The sequence below is a fragment of the Bradyrhizobium sp. CCBAU 51765 genome (genome assembly GCF_015291725.1).
GTDB classification, from domain to species: domain Bacteria; phylum Pseudomonadota; class Alphaproteobacteria; order Rhizobiales; family Xanthobacteraceae; genus Bradyrhizobium; species Bradyrhizobium liaoningense.
This window is the reverse complement of sequence record NZ_CP030038.1, coordinates 6952987-6971025: the sequence shown is the minus strand read 5'-3', so window position 1 is coordinate 6971025 and position 18039 is coordinate 6952987. Positions and strand designations below refer to the sequence as shown.

Below are 18039 nucleotides of genomic sequence, written 5' to 3'. Positions count from 1 at the left end.
CCTCGAGATCATAATTCGCCCGTGCCCCAATGCTCGAGCATATTGAAGCTCGACTCCTACCTTGCGCCACCTGGGTTGGTAGCCCGAGGCGAGGTTGAACATGTCTTCTGTCCGCCAGGAGCTGTAGACGGTGTGATCGACCAGCGGATTAGCTCGGCTGCGCGCTGAAGTATCGCCTCGGTCTGAGCAAGACTGGGTGAAGCAGCGATGACATGGCCGATGCGGTCTCGGTGATCGCCTTTCCTGACGATCGGGGTGTTGGGTTCAATATAGAATTTGACCTCGGCGACCCCAGGTAACGCAGCCGCGCGACTTTCGCCATCAATCCAATCGAGGGTTCCATCTCTATCAGCATATAAGAGCCGCGCGCCCGCAGTCTGCGTATACCTTCTACTCACATCCCATTGCTCGCCAATGACAAGCTTGATGTGTTCCGTGATAAGATCGATGCCGTAAGCTAGCTGTATTGTTCGAGGACCAATCCCGCCCACAAGACGCGGATTGACCTCAATGACGACTGGGCCACGCTTCGTCCATCGGAATTCAATAGCTGCTGGTCCCCAGCCAAGGTCGAGAGCTCGCAAACAGTCCCGCGAAAGATCGCTGATACGTTTTTGATCGTCGTCACTCAGCGGAGCCGGTAAGGTGTACTCGTGAAAGAGGAAATGCGGTGGGGGACCAAAATCTGCTGCGGCAATGTGAATGATCTCGTTTCCCATCATGTCGGTGCCGTAGTAGGGGCCTTGTGCGAATTCTTCGACAAGAATCCTCGGTGAAGAGTGCCATATGTGCTGTCCGCCCAACAGGTAAGTCGTATGTTCGGCTAACTCGTCGACGTCGCGGCATAATCGCACGCCATAGCTGCCGATGCCTACCGCTGGCTTAAGAATCACCGGAAGGCCGATCTCCGCGGCAGCGCTTTCCACCTCCGTCAAATCCAATGCCAAACGATAGGCCGGTATAGCGATGCCAGCCTGCGCGAGAAGCTGGCGTTGAGTGAATTTGTCGCAGCACCGTTCAATGGATGTTGGGTTCGGTCCCGGTAGATTGAAACTCCGACAGAGCTTGCCAACTGTCGCACAGACAGCCTCTCTGGCGCCCGTAATGCCGGCAATGTCATAGGTCGCGCGGAGCCGTGAACATTCACTGATCAATGCGTCGAGATTGTTGGTATCGATACGGATTGTCTCAATTCCGTGCGCTGCAAGATATTCGTACTGATCTGGATCAGTCGATAGGTTGATCGGATGAAGACCGAGACGCTGGGCTGCTTGGACGTATTCCAGACCAGTACTATTTATGTTGCCTTCAACCAGGATAAGCGCTCTTTTTGTCATGAGCTGTTGACCTTTCCTTGCGTGCTCTGGGTCTGAGCGTGATCAGTTAAAATCTTAGGTGCCTGACCTCAGATTATGTGAGGCTACCATCAAGTGTGCCGGGCACGCGCATCCTTGGCTTAGATCGTTCGAGCAAGTTGACGTCCCTGAGCGCGTGTCATCGTGTCCTATGCAGTCGCCGTGCCATCGAGAGATTGCGAGCGCGGGAGCGGAAAAACCATATGTTTGCACCGCCGTCGAATACTTGGTGGGGCGCATTCCGAACACACGTGTCTTCAATCAGACACAGCTGAACAGGCGAGCACGGATTCACAAGAGACCAGTCGCCTGCGGAGATCGTAAATGCGGAGGACTCGCGTGGCGAACTGACTCGCGTGCTGGCGCGCTGCCCTTGCCGACCGTTGGCAGGCGCGGTCACTTGATTGTGCGGTTAGGAAGCTGCTCAGCTGCGCAATTTGAGGCAGAGTCCACTCTTCTAAGCAGAATGCCAACAGGAGTAGAATGCGTTTCCACATCGGCCACGATTGGTCTCCCGGCATTCACGTTGTGCGACTGCCGCCGCAGGGCGCGTTCATTGGATAAGGAGAAAGTCCGAGATAGGCTTGTTGGTCTGATCTCGCTGCGAGAGCTATCCTCTCGGCGTACAAGACATCCTTATTTCGATGATCGCGACCTGCCCGAGGACTGAAGAATTGTGCACACAGGTTGGTGCAAATTCAGTCCATGCGGCGACGACTCAATAATTGGCGAGATAAGTTGCTCAGATAGCTGTATAATCGGGCTGGGAACAGAGTTTTACTCATGTTCATAGGTGCGAACTCTTAGCAGGATGTGCCTTACAGCAAGACGATGAACTTGAGGGGCTTGCCGACTCTGCTGGAGGTCCGACGGAAGTCTCAACATCGGCTTATAGGCGCGACATTAAAGCGTGATTGCGTCATGATGAAGCGTATCCGGCGTTGACGAGGTAGTTGGCGTGAAGCAGTCCAGCAAGGCGCCGATGGCTTCCAGGTTGCCTCTACAGTTCGCTCGGCTGCCTTTCAGAGCAGGGTCTTGAGCTTGGCGAAGACTTGCTCGGTCGGATTGAGGTCGGGGCTGTAAGGCGGCAGGAAGAACAGCTTTGCGCCGGGCGGCGCGGATGGCGCGCCGCAGGGTCTTTCCTTTGTGGCTGCCGAGATTGTCGATGATGACAATGTCGCCGGGTTTGAGGGATGGCACCAACATCTGTTCGACATAGGACAGGAAGCTTTCGCCATTAATCGGCCCGTCGATCACGCAGGGAGCGCTGATGCGGTCGTCGCGTAGCACCGCGAGGAAGGTGAAGGTCCGCCACCGGCCGTGAGGTGCCTCAGCGACCAGCCGCTCACCGCGGCGCGCGCGACCGTGAGTTCGCGTCATGTTGGGCTTGGCCCAAGTCTCATCGATGAAGACCAGGCGAGCGGGATCAAGCCGCCCTTGGTACTTTTTCCCATTGCGCCCGCCGCCGTGCACGTCGGGGCGATCCTGCTCGCTGGCGTGCAGGCGTTTTTTTGAAGCTGATGCCTTCATGCTCGAAGAAGTGCCACACCGCGTAATAGCTGACCCTAACCCCACGCTCCACCAGCCCTGCAAGCAGCGCGCGCAAAGTGATGTCCGGTTGCTCGGCAAGCCGCTTGAGAGCCAGTCCCGCTCGCAAGACGCACCTAGGCACGATGACCGCCCATCGGCCGGGCCACGGCGCTTCCAGTCGCACGAAGCCGTTGTGACCATTTCACTACGCTGGAAACGCTGACCTTAACGGTTGCCGTCACTGACCGGCAGTTCTCCCCAGCTGCCACCGCAGCAACCACCCGCTCGCGCAAATCAAGCGAATAGGCTCGTCCCATGGGATGCTGGCCTCCAGCCTAGCCAGCATCTTGAATCAGAACCCGCCTGATTTGGGAATCCCAATCGATTCAGCCGCAGACAATCACGCTCCAGGCACCGGCGCGAACATTCGTTCCTCGTAGACGACGCTGAGCGCGATCTTCGCGATATAAGAGATGTGCTGCGAGAGTTCGTAGTAGCTGGAAACCTATGCGACGTTGGTAAACGCAAGAGAGATGGAGTTGAGGCTCATTCCCATGATGCAGGCCGAACCATATGGGTTCTTACATGAGAGGCCAGAGGCGGCGCAACGCGCGTCCGGATTTCAGCCCAGCCGTCAGCTTGAGCGCACTCTAGGCCTTAGGGTTGAGCTATGACAGCTGAAAACAAAGGTTTGATCATTCCGGCAGCCAAGCTAGGAAAATACTCGATCCCGGGCAACCGGGTGGTGTGTCACGCTCAGTGATCTATGCGTCTGCGGACGGACGATTCGCCGGCAAACGCGGCAGCAGTCGTGCTCTATGATAAATATCCCGCGACAGCCGAGTGCTTACGATTGGCACAACGTTTTCGTCAGCCCTGTGACGGTGTTTCCTCGTCTTTTCGAAGGCACGGGCCATTTGAAATTCGGTGGTTCCCGCAAAATGCCGAACTTGATCTCTGCGACATGTCGCTTCGGGCGACTTGTTCGCTCTTTCGTACTGTTTGCGGTAGATCGGATCGCATATCTTGATCATTGCCGGAGCGGCCTCTCCAGGCTTCTTTGCTTGGCGATGCAATACAAATCGCGCTTCCTCTTATCCATACGACGCTGGTAGTCCAATGGAATACGAGAGTGTGCAGCGATGCATGGACGTTCGAATTAGAGAGAGTCGGAAGGCCTATGAGGACTACTTACGCTGCCCATCGTAGCCAGAAGTTATGCCTGGGACCCTCGCACCTTTCGTAGGCGATAGCCTATTTCTCTGACGATCGAACTAATGGTAGCGTGATTAGCGGGGAAATGCTCGTCACATGCCGACCCGTCGCTCAGGCGCCACATACAGACAGATTATCATGAAATAGACGGTGGCTTTTCCGCTGGGCGCGCTCTCCCGCGGCTGCAGCAACGTGCGCCTGGGCTGTCGCCTCCGCTGCGGGGCCGCGGCCTCATAACTGGTCCTTCGCCACGAGGCGTTGGTTTTTCGGACCCGATCCTTTTACAACTGTGCTACCCCACTTCGCTTGGAGCCCAGAGGCCGTTAGGTCCGTTTCTGTTTGCGCGCCCATTTGCTCAGCTCGCGAGTTGGTAAAGTCTTGTGAAGTCCGGAACTCGGGTCTCATCCCTGTGCTCCTTCTCCCCGACCGGTCCTTTGAGGCGTCGGTTCGTCAATGCTTGAGATTGCCGATCGAAGTTCTTCCCGTGCACGGTTCCAGCCCGCGTCGAGATCATGCAAAACGGTGGCCGCTCGTTCGATACCGCTTTCCAGTTCGTTTAGCGATGTCGCAACGGCACCCGGAGCAGGTCCTCCCCCTGCCAGCGCCGTTCGCGCGATGACGTCCGGGGGCGGTGAGGTCTCTGAGTTGAGCACCCGATCGTGTTGCCCGATCGCCAAGAGGCTCGGCGCGCCACCGTCGATCGCCATGGTAACCAGCTGCCCGACTTCATTGTGGGCGGAACGAAAATCGAGATCGCCACCGAGCGTGAGGCGAGTCGCCGTTTCCATGGCATTCACGAAGGACCTGTCGAGCATTGCCGATGCTTTGTCTTTGGCGATGGTCAAGCCTGACAAACACAACCGGATGAGGCGTGCCGCCCCAATGGAATGGTCTATCCCGGGCCAGACATTGCGCGTGGCCTCTGTTCCGACCGCGACGCAGTTCGTGAAGGGGGTGCTATGCATGGCAGTCACTGCAGCTACGAAACAGCCAACGATCGCGCCTGCTTTTCCTTGGACCTGCTCGAGAAGGAAAGGGTTGCGCTTGTGAGGCATCGCGGAGCTCGATCCAACTAGTTCGTCCGGTAGAGCGGCTAATCCATCATCGCCAACCCAGAGTAGCAGCGTCTCAGCGATTCGGCTTAGAGATGATCCTAGGATCGCGCAAGCTGCCAGTAGACGAAGAATCAGATCCCGAGAGGCCACACTGTCGATCGAGTTAAGTGGCGGGCTCGAGAAGCCGAGCAGACTGGCTGTCAACTCCGGGAGGATGGGCAAGGTTGTGCCACCGCCGGCGCCTGCCCCGAGGCAGGAAAGGTTGAGGATCGGATGCACGGCCAGAAGCGCATCCAGATCGCGCGCGAGCGCGCGAGCGAAGGCCGTCAGGTGATGCGCAAAAGTGGACGGCAATGCTGGTTGACGGTGGGTGTGTAGCGGGAACACGGTGTCTAGGTTTTCGCGAGCCAGACCGCACAGCAGTCGCAGAAGCTTTATTAGTTCGTCTGCGAGTTCCTGATATGGCGTTCTCAGCTTGAGCTTCAGGACGGTAGCATTGATATCGTTCCGGCTCCGACCAAGATGTAGATTGCTGGCTTCGTTGCCAATCACTGAACGGAGATGATCCTCATAGGCGAGATAGGAGCCACGGGGGGCAGGGCGAGTTGCAACGCTCTGAAAGTATTCAGCTTGCAGTTCGTCGAGCTCGGTCAGCACTTTTCGGGCTAGATCGCGGTCGATTAATCCGACTCGCTCAAGCATGATGGCCTGGGCTCGATCGATATCGGCGTAGAAGGGTAGCTCGTCCTTCGCTGCACGCTGTAGATCACTGTCGAAAACGATGGCGCTGGCTTCTGGATGAAGAGTCGATTTGATGCGGCCTGTGCTTTGCAAGGGTATCTCCTTATGCGCCAAGGATGAAAGCGACGGCAGCTTCGGCGCGCCGCGCAACAACAGCAGGGTCGTCGCCAACCGCAATGACGTGACCGATCCGATCGCGGAAATCGTTGCAGCGCCTGAACTGTAGTGGGGGAGTATGGTACAGTACGAATTCCGCCAGTTCGAAGTGATCGACGAGATGCTCGCATTGAGGGAGGGCAAAGGAGCCTTCACGCTCTGGCACGATGAATCGTATTGAGCCGTGAGCGCCTCCCCTCAAAGGAAGCGATGACATTCCGAGCAGGCTACGGAGGACCGCGAGGACCGGGTCAAAACCCGTTGTGTAACGAAAAAGGGTGGGGATCGAACCGCCAGCAAGGCGTGGATTGACCTCGATTATCGTGACACAATCCTCGTCGACCCGGAGTTCGACATGAGCTGGTCCTTTCACGTGCCCGAGAACTTGGATGGCACGAAGCGCCTTATTTTCGATTTTCACGCGCAACCCGGTTGAGATACGTGCTGGTATATCATGTCCAATTTCAACGAAATGCGGCAAAGGTCCAAGGTGTTTCCGCGTTACGCCGATGATCTTGCTATCGAGAAGCTCGACGGAATACTCCTCGCCGGCGACATACGACATAAGAAGAGCACCAGGCTGGATAGGGCGGCCACGCACGTCATTTGTAGTCCCGAGTAGCTTGCGCAAGGCGTCAGTAGCGTCTATTTGGGTGTCAACGAACGTGACACCGATGCTGCCGGTCCCGCTGATCGGCTTGGCTACTGCCGGCAAACCGATTTGCTTGATAGAGCGGCTGATATCGCACTCCGCACGCACTGTCGCGCTATAGGGCACGCCGATACCTGCCGCCCTCAGGGCGGCGGCCTGGCGATCCTTATCTTGACAAAGTGCGATTGCATTTGGATCCGGACCGGTAAGCCCCTGCCGCCTGGCTTCCAGCGCTGCTGTGTAAAGGTAAAAATCACTGGAAGTCGTTAGCAGCACTATCCGCATGTCTCCTGCGACGCTATCGATTACAGCTCTAAGATCGGTTTCTGAAGACGTGTCGCATGTGCGTAGCTCAAGGTTCGAAATGCGACTCAGAAAGGCATAACGTTCGGGTGAGGCTGTAACAAAGATTGGAACGAGCCCAAGTGCTTGCGCGCGCAGAATGAAGTCGGCGCCCGAGCCTGTGGTGTTGGATTCGATGAAGATTGCAGCTGACTTGATCAATTGTGTATGCCCCTGTTGGGGGAAGGTTGATCACCCATTACTTCGGTCAACGGGCGACGGCGCCAGTTGAATCGGCACCAGCCGATATCAGCATGAAGCGGGTGACGGACAAGGACAGGCTCAGTCGCGGCGAGTGCGGCCTGATAGCCGTTGGCGTACATCCAGGTGGGATCGTAAACGTTGTGCTCGTAGCGATTGCTATCGTCGGGAAAGACCGCGAGAACCTTGCTTTTGGTGAAGCGCTCGGCGTACCACTTAGCGACGAGATAGGCCGCCCCGCTCGTAGGCCCACGCCTTAACGAAGTCTCGCGGTGGAGTCGGTGCGCAGCTTGATATGCTTCGTTAGCGCCGAGCCAGTGGATTTCATCGAAGTCTTCGTGAAACAAGTTGCCTGGGAGAATGCTATTGCCGAGGCCGCGCAAATCACGTCGTCTCGCCCTTTGGCCGAATAAGACGCTACCAAAGGTGTCGATCCCGATGAGTTTCATTTCGGGAAAGAATGCGCGGCAATAGCGGGCGAGGCCACAGGATGAGCCTCCAGAGCCCACAGTTGCGACCAGGACGTCGATCTTGCCGAAATGCCTGATGGCTTCCTCAGCTGGACGCGCATACGAAAGTTGGTTGCCGAGGTTGTCGTACTGTCGTGACCAGGTAGCTCCGGTCCGACCCATAAAGTCGAGGAGTGCCCTTTTACGGAGCTGCTGGACGTTCGCGTCGGACGCTGTCGCCTCGACGAGGTGAACTTCAGCGCCCAACTCCTCGAGCGTGCGCTTAAGCGGGGGTTCGATGGCGCGGTCGCCGAAGATGTGTAATTTGAGTGAGAACTGCATGCAAACGATCGCGAGACCGAGAGCCATCGTTCCGCTCGACGTTTCGACAATCGTCGTGTTGGGGCCGAAGGTGCCATCACGGAAGCCTGTTTCGATGATGTTGAAGGCAGGAAATACCTTCATGACCCTGAAATCGATCGCGGCCAGGTTTTCAGGCCGCAGTGAAACGATCTTGAGAGGCGCATGGGCGTCGATGGTGTCGGAGAGCGTGTGCCCCATTGTCTGTCCTCAATAGGGAGTCGAGAAACTGCAGAGGATATCGAAGCCAAGGCAACCGATCGCGGATTTAGCCTCATCCAGTCGGCTGCGAAGGTCGGCTAAATTCGGGTCAAAGATCAGGCCGGCGACCGTGCCGCTATGGGCAACAACAATACCGGCAGATCCCGTGTCTTCCTTGATGCGGAGGAGTTCGTCAAACTTCGGCTTCTTGAGCGGATTCTGCAGGGCGGTCTCGCTCTGTATCGCGGAGAAAGTCGCTACTCGGCCGGCAAGTGTGACGCTCTGCTCTGCGATCGCACGCTCCAAGACAGCCAATGCGCACCCGAAGGCGGCGATCTGATCACGCGAGTAGCGCGCTCGCGGTAGGCGGTCGGTTCCAATGCCGCCGTTGGCGGCGCCTGTATCGAACCCCAAAATGTACATTTGCGGGAGAGGACCGTTGAAAAATTGGACAACCCTGCCCACCCGGTGGGCGAAAAGAACGGTGCTGCTTGTGCAGTCGAACATCAGGGAGTCGCTCGCATGCTCGGCTGCCACCGCAAGCTTCGCCTGGAGATGGGGCGTCATAATCACCCGTGATCCCCGACAGGCTGCGACGCTCTTAGCGATCGCACGGATGGAGGCCACTACGCCGCTCGTAGACGAGCCCATCCCGGCACCTTCTGGAACAAAAGTCCTAACTTCAAGTGTGGCCGCCATATTGTGCATCCCAAAAGCATCGAGCGTAAGCCGAGCGGCGAGCTCACATTTGTAGAAATGATTTGGTCTCACTTCGATGCCCGTGCGCCCTACTTGAGGCACGAACTTCCCCATGCGGCTCGGCTCCAACGTTGCGCGGGCTTCTGCCCCATCGGCGTGCGGCATGTGAACTGAAACGAGCGCGCGCACAGTGCGGTGGTTCGCCCCTTTGCCGATGGCGAAAGCTCCCTGGAGCAGCTCGCCGAAGTGAGGCTGGCAGGTTGCCACTCCGCATGGCTTAGCGAGAGCGTGGGAGTTGGTAATCCTGCCGTCCCCTGGTGTTCTCGTAAGCATCTCCGTCATATCGGTCCTCTGCCGCGGCCGCGCGACCGCGAAGCAAGGGACTCAAATTGAAGATCGCATAGAAGCCAATGAAAGCGGTCTCTCATCCTGTGATGTCCATTTATACAGAACGTTATTGAGGCCAGCCCAGGGCCATCACTATCTTCTCGTTACCATGCGTAGATGGAGACTACGATCCGTCACGCTCCGTAGAATGATGCTCTTGAATTGACGATTGTCGCCATGAGCGTGTCGGGCTTCGGTGACCGCATGCTCTGCATAGTAGCATGCCGGACTGACTTACTGGACTAGCAGCACCACGTTTAGCGAGGCGGACGGATGTGCGCACCTACCAACAGTGGGAGTGCGCTGGTTACGTCAGCGGCCGTCAGGAGTTAAGGAGATATGCGGTAAACACCGGCGTTGGCGGCGCTCTCGTCACAATATTCAACTTCGAGAAAAACAGATTGCGCTCGAAGTCTGTCGATGCAGTTACGTCTTTATTACAGTCATTCGCTCGCGCGACCTTGACTTGGAAGGTTGGCAGAGGCGGCGGGTACGCTCGGTGAGCCTGCCGGATGCAGCATACAGCAGAGGAGGCGAGCAGTTCTTCAAAATGGTTGGTCCCGGGGGATAACGCGGAGTCATTTTTGTGTTCCTTCAGATGTGGTGTGAGTAGTGCTCTCATTATTCGCCTTCCAATGTCATTCAGGTCGATTGCCCCTGTTCGAATCCCCCTTCGCGTGAGTTCAGAATTCGCCAATCGGTTTGCTTGGTCTCCAAAGTTCTACCGCGAGCAGATCGGCAACAGTGGTACTACGAGCAGCTAACAGATATTGTGGAGCCCTCAGCTAAGGAGCTCGTACGGGCATTTTGGGCACGAGTGGTGAGCATGACAATACCGTGGTGCGTGGACTTCAGCACAAGTACGTACAGACCGGGTTGCTGAGAGACTGCCTCTAAGCGCCATTTGCTCTGGCAGTGGTGGCGCACTCAGAGGGTGCCCTCAATTTTGGTAACGCTGGTCATGCGGCTTGGACCAGGAGCCTATGTTCGGTAAGATCCATGGGCCGCTTGCCAATAGCAAGCATCGGAGAGATCCATATGCATTGCGCCCCGATGACGGCCTCGGCATGGCCGCTTGACGCAGACGCATGAAGAGCCGCTCGACAGGGGCGTCTACAAGCGCCGGGCGCCAGGCAAGTGCATCAACGCTCGCTTCCGCAATTGGGCCTGCCGCAGTTTACGGTTCGAGGTCGTGAAAAAAGGTGCTCAAAGCGCTGCGCTGGTTAGCCCTCGCTACGCCGCGGCCCTTTCGATGTCATGGCTGTTGTTAAAGCCGCTCCCGACGAGATAGCGCTTAGCGCTACCCATACAAGGCCGGCAAGCCGTTGGTGCATCGGCCACATTCGATCCGAACCGACGTTGGTCACAACCAGGGACAATGGCAGTCTCTCCGTCTGCGACGCTTACGACCTTGCAATTGCGGGCTGGGCGGAAGCCGCCATCAGCCATCTTCATGGCCCGAGGGTCGGTCGTGGAAGCGCGCGGCTCGCAGCCCTTGCTTCCCTTCTTTTTGTAGTTCCGGTTCTCGCGGCCACGCCGCGCCCGATGCGTTCCGAACGCGGCAAGCGGCTCGAGCGCAGCCGCAACACGAGCCTCACGCTGACACTGCGCGGTCCTGCGCAGCGTTGATTCGCCTATTCCTAGCGTCGGGATTGTCGTCATTTTTCCTGCCGCAGGTGCTCGACCAGGCGCTTGGCCTCAACTCCCGTGCAGCTTCTTCTTGCGCCGCAACGAACTCGCTCCGGCAGCGGACCGCACACGCACCCCGTCCTGCACCACCTCATCAAGGTCGATCTAGAGTGAGGCAACGTGCTCGACGACAAGTTCCAAAAGCTCCGGCCTTCCCATGTCGAACTCGGACAAGCTGTGATAGTTCACGTTCTCTTCTCCAGGAGGATCCACTGATCTGCGCGATGATGAACGTATTTAGATGGGATATCATCAGAACAAGATTCCAGTCAAAAATGGAAAGATCTTTCGAGACCGCTTGCTGTTTAGATGATCTGCCGAACTGGTTATTGATTGAAGAACTAGAGGTCGATCCGGAGTACGTGAAGTACCTCCATATCGGGTCGAAAAGCGCAGAGGAGAATCACGCCAAGGGCGCGGATCCTCGGCTGCGGCCCATCTATTCCGCTGCACCAACAGTCATCCAGGAACAGGACAACAAGTCAAGGTCGCTCGATGAGCTTCTGCGTAGGTTCTAATGTTGCCTGCCAGGATAGATAGGTTTGTTCCGGCCGGGTTTCCGGTAAGTGAGTGAAACTATTTCGGGAGTACATGCTGTCCTGCAGAGCCCGCAATGGGCTCATCTCTATTGGAGGATCGCAGTGCACGAAAGGCTGGGTAGCGAGCCGGGTAAAATGCACGATTTGAAATCGCTAGAATTGGACGACCGCTTTGATACGAAGGCCTCTCCCGCTATTTTGGGTCGAGCGCGCGGTTCCATTGCTTTGACGGTCGATGGCCGGAAAATTATCGACTTTTACTCAGGAGGTGGGTCGCTAAACTATGGCCACAACAATCATCAGATCAGGGAGGTTATTCTCGAGTATCTAGCGTCGGATGCAGTGGTGAACGGCTTTAAGATGGCTACCTCCGCAAAGCTTAAGTTTGTGGAGACGTTCAGATCTGTCGTGCTTCGGGAACGAAGCTTGCCGCAATATCGTTTCGAATTCCCCGGACCAAGTGGTGCCAATGCCATTGACGTCGCTCTAGAGTTCTCACGCAAGGTCACGGGACGTCAAAATGTCGTTTTATTCACCCGTGGACATAGTGGTGTGCGTCCAGAGTCCATTGCTCTAGGCGCTGACGGGCTTCGCCGTCCTGCCGTTGACGTGTCCCAACGCGGACTAACTCTCGTCCCGTACGACGGCTATCTTGGGACCGTCGTTAGGACGACCGACTATTGGCGAAGGCTGTTGCTTGAGCAGTACAGCGGCGTTGCTCCTCCCGCTGCCATTCTAGTCGAAGCTGTACAGCGAAAAAATGGGATGAACGTAGCTCGGAAAGAGTGGCTGCGGTCGATCCAGGCAATTGCGAAAGAGACCGGCGCCGTTCTGATACTAGACGATAGACAAATGGGCTGTGGCCGTACAGGCGAATTTTTTAGTTTCGAGTTCGCTGGCTTATCGCCGGACCTCGTTCTGATGTCCAATTCTCTGACCGGCTGTGGTCTGCCGATGTCAATGCTGTTAATTAAAGATGAGATCGACCACACTTGGCCTGTGGAGCACGATGGTACGGAAAAGAACGACATTGCATTTGCAGCTGCAAGCGCTGCTATAAATATCTATTGGCGCGACTGCATCCTCTCGGAGGAGGTGCAGCGCATGGGAGAGCTTGTGCGGCGCCGGCTTAGCGCCATTGCATCCTACTCTGGGAGCAGCTTCTCTGTTCGAGGGAAAGGACTGGCGCTCGGGTTTGATTGCCAGACATCGGAAATTGCAGAAGCGACCACACGTAACGCCTTCGCGAGGGGGCTGTTTATTGAACGATGCGCTTCGGTCGGTGAGGTCATACAATTCTTGCCGGCACTCACGATTGACGGCGAGACTCTCAATCAGGGGCTTGAAATATTCGAGGAAGCGCTTGGCAGAGGAATCAAAGAGGGACTTCGTAGATCCCAGCCGGAATAGAGACACGATGATATGACCTGGCATGGCACTGAACTGCATCTCCCCATTCGAGCAGGCAAAGTAGGGGTAGAGCAGCGGACGTCCTGATTGCGCAGCGGGTCGTCTTTTGCGGTGAGATGGACGGCGTGGGCGCGCTGCACGGCGGTAGTGGAGAGGCGATACTGGAAAGGGCCTGCAAGCAAGCGAGGCTTACGCCAATGGTAGAATGTCAATGTGAACGCCGCCAGCCGCGTACGAGTGGCATCCCACGACCCGCCCTGAAGAGCGCCACGAGAATAGGTGGTCGCCATTCATTATCCAGAGCGTATTATGCTTCATCGGTTGTAGTCTGCGAGGTTCTCATGATGGTAGACGAGAGTGCGGCAGTAACGGGCGCACGCATCCCTCTGCATGTCTCACGGTCGATTCGAGTATACGACGCCATGGCAGCTCAGAAAGATATCAACCTGTTAATGGGGTTCGATTTTCATGAATATGTCTCAATTACTCAGACAACTCCGACAAAAGGGCGAACATTTCCAAACTTTCGGCCTGACCGATCAACTATTCGCCCAGGCGAGGGATATTGGGTCGTTGGTCTCGATCGGAACAACGGCGTCGTGCTTACAAACGCTACTCGGCTGTATGACCTTTCCAGCAGTAATTTTGCAGAACATCTTCGGTCGCTGAGGGCATTCTATAGTGATCCGACCGCGCACGCAGATGTTGATGATCGTTGCGTTTGCAGGGCCGCTACGGCAGAGGAGATGACCGGCAAAATAGCCTACAATGGGGATCTCTGGGTGCGCAGAGATCTCAGAGGACAGGATGTCCCGAGGATGATAGCCCGAGTTACGCACCGCGTGTCGTATGCTATGTGGGCTCCCGATTTCTTATGCGCGCTTGTGGCTCGCTGGCGAGTGGATAAAGGACTCCCGCACTACCCTCATCATGAACCCGAGGGATCGATCTTGCGGCTGGTGAAAGAGGATGTTGCCGAGGATAATTGGCTCGTGTGGGTAACAGGTCGAGAGTTAGAAAGTGACGCGAACCATCCCTGTGAGCATCTTTTCGCGGCGCCATCGTTCGATGCGTGCTCTGATCTAGCCCGTCGCTGAATCCATACTGGGCGCAAGCTCCAGCTACGTCCGGGCTCGTGGATGGTGCGTGCGCGGCCGGGACAATTGAGCGGGCCGAGCGGTGCCGATACATTGACTTGGAGGTCGGGTCACAGCGTACTCGCCGCTGTGGCGAATAGCAGCGCTGGAGCGCGAGTTCGCCGCGCTCTCCGATCGCAACGCCGCTGATGCCCAGAGAAGCTGTTCCAGCACCTACTGGGGGCGTTCGGTTTGATCCAAAGTAAGCGGCTTCTCTAGAGCGGCCTGAACAGCCTTTGTTGCGCAGATTCGGGTCGGGCTAAGAGTCTGCAGACCGGTTCCGTCACCGTCTTGGGACCGTGAGCGCGGGCGCACCAGAGATGCAGAGTTGGGACGCGCTGGCGCGTTCGGTTCTATCCTGGGCGTCGTCAATTTGGTCGGTTTGGAGGCACGACGGTAGCTGCTTGCATGAGCTCGGATATTATTGGCGATGGTAAGCCCCATGACGACTCCACCGTAGGTGAACTGTGCCCTGCCACTGAGTTTTTCATCCGGCAGCGGTAGAGTCTCGGGCTTTTTGTAGCGAGTGGACCACCCAGAACTAGAGTTTTGCGCCTCTGTCACGTTGGCGGGCTGGTTGCGCCGACGTGGTTGTGCAGCAAAATCGGCGGTCGATTGCCGATCGCGCCGTGGGGCCGTTCTTCGCTATAGTATCTGCGCCAAGTGGATCGCTTATTATGGGTAATATACGCGTTCAGAGCTCTATCCTTTGGCGCGCTACATCAACCAGACGTTGGCTATCTGGTTGAAGCGAAAGTACGAGCGCTTCCATCACCGCTTGGGACGCGCGCGTACTTCCTGGAGAAGATTGCGCGTGAGAACCGCAGGCTCTTTGTGCATTGGCAACTCGGCGACGGCGGCAAGCTTGCCTGATGGGAGCCGGGTGAGGCGAGAGTCTCACGCCCGGTTCTGCGAGAGGCTGGAGGTGAAATCCCTCCGGCCTACTCACCCCAAGATACCGATCCTGGCGAAGGGGAAAGCAAATATCTGCCGGATTTGGACCTATGTTCGCGACGATCGGCCATTCGGCGAGCGAGATCCACCGGCGGCGCTGTTCTACGCCTCACGTGATCGGCGCGGCGAGCATCCCGCGCGGCATCTTCAGAACTTCGCCGGCATTCTGCAGGCCGATGCCTACATCGGGTTCAACGCTCTCTTCGATCCCGGACGCAAAGCGCTGCCGGCCACGCCCGCCTTCTGTTGGGCGCATGGACCGAGGGCGTTCTTCGAACTTGCCGACATCGCTCAGAACGCTCGCCGCGGAAGATCGCGACCGCGATGTCGCCCGTTGCGCTGGAAGCGGCTGGTCGGATTGACAAATTGTTCGAGATCAAGCGCGACATCTACGGGCTGAGCGCTGAGGAGCGGCTGCAGATCCGCCGGGAGAGAAGCGCGCCACTGCTGGCTGATCTCGACGCTTGGCTGCGAGCGGAATCTGACTCACGCTCGTCCAATGTGATTAAGCCGATCAACTATCTGCTCAACCGTTGGGAGGGCTTTGCCGGCCTTGTCCACGACGGAAGGATCTGCATGACGACGGATGGTGTTGAGAAGCTCTCCCGTCAGTTCATGACAACTTTTTTTGGCTTCTCCTTCCAGGCCGCCCCACCATCCGCTCGTACGCCTGCTCGATGCGTGCGACGTAGCCAGCTTCCCGCTCGCGGAGTTCCTTGATCCAGTAGTCCCGACCCGGGCCAGCCTTGCCATAGGCACGGGGCGCTCCAGCCTTGAGTGCCACCTGCCGGAGTTCATTGCTGTAAACGCTGGGCGCGCGTAAGCATAATCTTTCCCGCTCGTCAGGATGTGCCAGATCATCACTGCGAGCTTACGTGCCATTGCGACGGCCGCGACTCCAGGCCCATGCTTCCTCTGAATGCGGTTGAAGAAGGCCCGCAGCGGCCCTGGCGCCGTCTTGGCTGACCAGGTCGCTTCAACCAGCATCTTGCGGGCGTCACGATTTACCCTGTTTCGAGATGCGACCATGTCTTGCCGGGCGCTCTCCCGATTGTCGAATCCGAGGGCTCAAACCGAAGTAGCTGCTCAGCTTATCCGGTGACGGGAAGCGTGCGATGTCGCCGATCGAAGCCAGCACAGTCGAAGCAACGACCGAACTCACGCCGGAATCGTCATCAGCTTGAGGGCCCGTAGATCATCCAGACCCCTCTTGCGCCACGACCTTGTCGATCTCCAACAGCTGTTTTGTCACGCGTTCGAGTTCCGCGATCAGACGCTGGAGCATCGCATATTCTTCCGGTGGAAGCGGCAGACTCTCGAGCCAACGTTGCCCGGACTTGCCGAAGAGGTGGCCTTTGTAGGGCGGTATGAGATTGGCATGTAGGATTGCCTTCATGCGTCCCTTAATTCTGACGATCTGCGCCAAGACGCCAGCGCGCTCCGCCATCTGGCGCCGGCGGCCGTAGCTATCCTCGTCGGCAACCCAGACCTCAGGCAAAAAACCGGCAGCATGAAACTTTGCCAGGGTTTCAGCATCGATCTTATCCGTTTTGATTCGCGCATAGGCGATCGCTCGAACAAGCCTCGGGTTGGCGACCGCGACGCGCTTAACATGCGGGCGCAGAAGACGTTCGACCGCCGCGCTGTTGCCCGTCACCTCGATGACCACTTCATCCTCTCGGCTGAGTGTTTTGCCGAACGCGACAAGTCTATCGTGGACAAGATCTACGCGGGAGTTGTCGGGTTATCAAATCGTCCTCCAGAATAGCGACCTGAGCGAAGGATCGGTGGATGTCCATTCCGACGATTCTCATGCTTGGTTCTCCTTTGTTTCGGAGCCAGTCGCTTGCACGACATCTACGGATCCGCGCTCACAGCGCAGCCGGGCAAGTCGTAGGGGGCGGCCAACTAACAACGCGAGCTCGCAGCTCATAGACAGGACGGCCTGCCACCGTTTCATGCTCCAGACGCCCCTATCCCGGCCTTGGTAAGCTAACCCGGAAACGAGGCGTCGACAGCATCATGCCCTTTAACAATGCAGCGGAGCGAGCGTTGCGCGGTTTTGCTCCGGGAAAAAAAGGCATGGCTGTTCGCCGGTCCTGATCGCGGCGCCGAGCGGGCTGCCGTGATGGCCACGCTTCTCATGACGGCGCGTCTCGACCCGAAAGCCTGGCTTGCGGACGTCTTCGCGCGCATCGCCGACATGCCGCAGAACCACCTACGAGTTGCTGCCCTGGAACTGCACGCTTCCTGCGTCGAGGTCCTCCGCCCAGGCGGCGTAGCCATGCATGCCAAAAAAGGTTCACGCGGTCTTCACCATCGCTCGCGTCGCAAAAGACCTCGGCGAAGACGAGGGCTGGCTCTGAGACGTGGCTAACGGAATGGACACTGAGGATGGCGGTCATCTGAGTTTACGGCATAGATGACGACCGGCAATGGCGTTCACCGACTCCGGCATCGAGAACCTGACCGAGCTCATCAGGATGCACAAGGACGCCCCCGAGCTGCTCAAGCGCTGGGATAGGTGAACTCCTGTCCGCGGCGTAGCTCGGTTGGATACCTGCCTGCTCGACGGACCCAGCTGGCGCCACACAAGCTACGAATCTTCGGTCCTTTCGCGATCGACGGTGTCGACCCCGCTTACGTAACAGCCTTTGTCGTCGCTAAGCTGCTAGTTACGGAAACAAGGTGAGTGAGTACGTCCCTGCCAAAACACGTCTCGGATAAAATGCGCGTTGCGACATTCGGTCATTGGAATAGAAGGTCAAGCGCGTAAAAAAATCGAGTGCTGCGATCAATCCAAGTCCAGCTCCCTACTTGCTCCCGGACGGTTCGCCGAAAGCATCAGCAGTCATTTGCATCAGCGCGGAAGCCAAGACATCGACAGCATTACAAGGAAGGATGTTGCCTGTTGCGGATCATTGAGGGTGCCCTTTCTTGCGGTCGCATACGCCGAACATTGGCCGCG

At 57.3% G+C, this 18039-nt stretch carries 6 protein-coding genes and 5 pseudogenes; 3 read left to right on the top strand and 8 right to left on the bottom strand.

Annotated features, from left to right (window positions below; genetic code table 11):
• Window positions 1-56: 56 nt before the first annotated feature.
• The 6 genes and pseudogenes from XH96_RS32610 to XH96_RS32585 form a co-directional block, all read right to left on the bottom strand.
• Window positions 57-1337 carry an acetyl-CoA carboxylase biotin carboxylase subunit family protein gene (locus XH96_RS32610; protein WP_194389570.1) on the bottom strand — a complete coding sequence of 427 codons (1281 nt, stop codon included), beginning with the start codon at window positions 1335-1337 and terminating at the stop codon, window positions 57-59.
• A gap of 921 nt (window positions 1338-2258) precedes the next feature.
• Window positions 2259-3202 (bottom strand): annotated as a pseudogene (locus tag XH96_RS32605) (IS630 family transposase).
• 1299 nt (window positions 3203-4501) lie between these two features.
• Window positions 4502-6067: a lyase family protein gene (locus XH96_RS32600; RefSeq protein ID WP_194389569.1), complete on the bottom strand. Its 1566-nt coding sequence runs from the start codon at window positions 6065-6067 to the stop codon at window positions 4502-4504.
• Window positions 6000-7208, bottom strand: a complete 1209-nt coding sequence (locus tag XH96_RS32595) for an ATP-grasp domain-containing protein (protein WP_194389568.1) — start codon at window positions 7206-7208, stop codon at window positions 6000-6002. Before XH96_RS32595 ends, XH96_RS32600 begins: the two co-directional genes overlap by 68 nt.
• Window positions 7205-8257, bottom strand: a complete 1053-nt coding sequence (locus XH96_RS32590; RefSeq protein WP_194389567.1) for a pyridoxal-phosphate dependent enzyme — start codon at window positions 8255-8257, stop codon at window positions 7205-7207. Before XH96_RS32590 ends, XH96_RS32595 begins: the two co-directional genes overlap by 4 nt.
• Before the next feature lie 9 nt (window positions 8258-8266).
• Window positions 8267-9070, bottom strand: a complete 804-nt coding sequence (locus tag XH96_RS32585; protein WP_194389566.1) for a kinase — start codon at window positions 9068-9070, stop codon at window positions 8267-8269.
• A gap of 2636 nt (window positions 9071-11706) precedes the next feature.
• Here XH96_RS32585 and XH96_RS32580 point away from each other — a divergent pair.
• Window positions 11707-12981, top strand: coding sequence for an aminotransferase class III-fold pyridoxal phosphate-dependent enzyme (locus XH96_RS32580; protein ID WP_194389565.1), 1275 nt, complete (start codon window positions 11707-11709; stop codon window positions 12979-12981).
• A gap of 1696 nt (window positions 12982-14677) precedes the next feature.
• Here the strand turns inward: XH96_RS32580 and XH96_RS39930 are convergent.
• A pseudogene (locus XH96_RS39930) lies at window positions 14678-14791 on the bottom strand (IS3 family transposase); the annotation flags it as partial.
• Window positions 14792-15066: 275 nt separating this feature from the next.
• Here XH96_RS39930 and XH96_RS32575 point away from each other — a divergent pair.
• Window positions 15067-15680, top strand: a pseudogene (locus XH96_RS32575) (transposase); the annotation flags it as partial.
• Here the strand turns inward: XH96_RS32575 and XH96_RS32570 are convergent.
• A pseudogene (locus tag XH96_RS32570) lies at window positions 15680-16870 on the bottom strand (IS110 family transposase). The pseudogenes XH96_RS32575 and XH96_RS32570 overlap by 1 nt on opposite strands.
• 232 nt (window positions 16871-17102) lie before the next feature.
• Here XH96_RS32570 and XH96_RS32565 point away from each other — a divergent pair.
• Window positions 17103-17353, top strand: a pseudogene (locus XH96_RS32565) (transposase domain-containing protein); the annotation flags it as partial.
• Window positions 17354-18039: the final 686 nt, after the last annotated feature.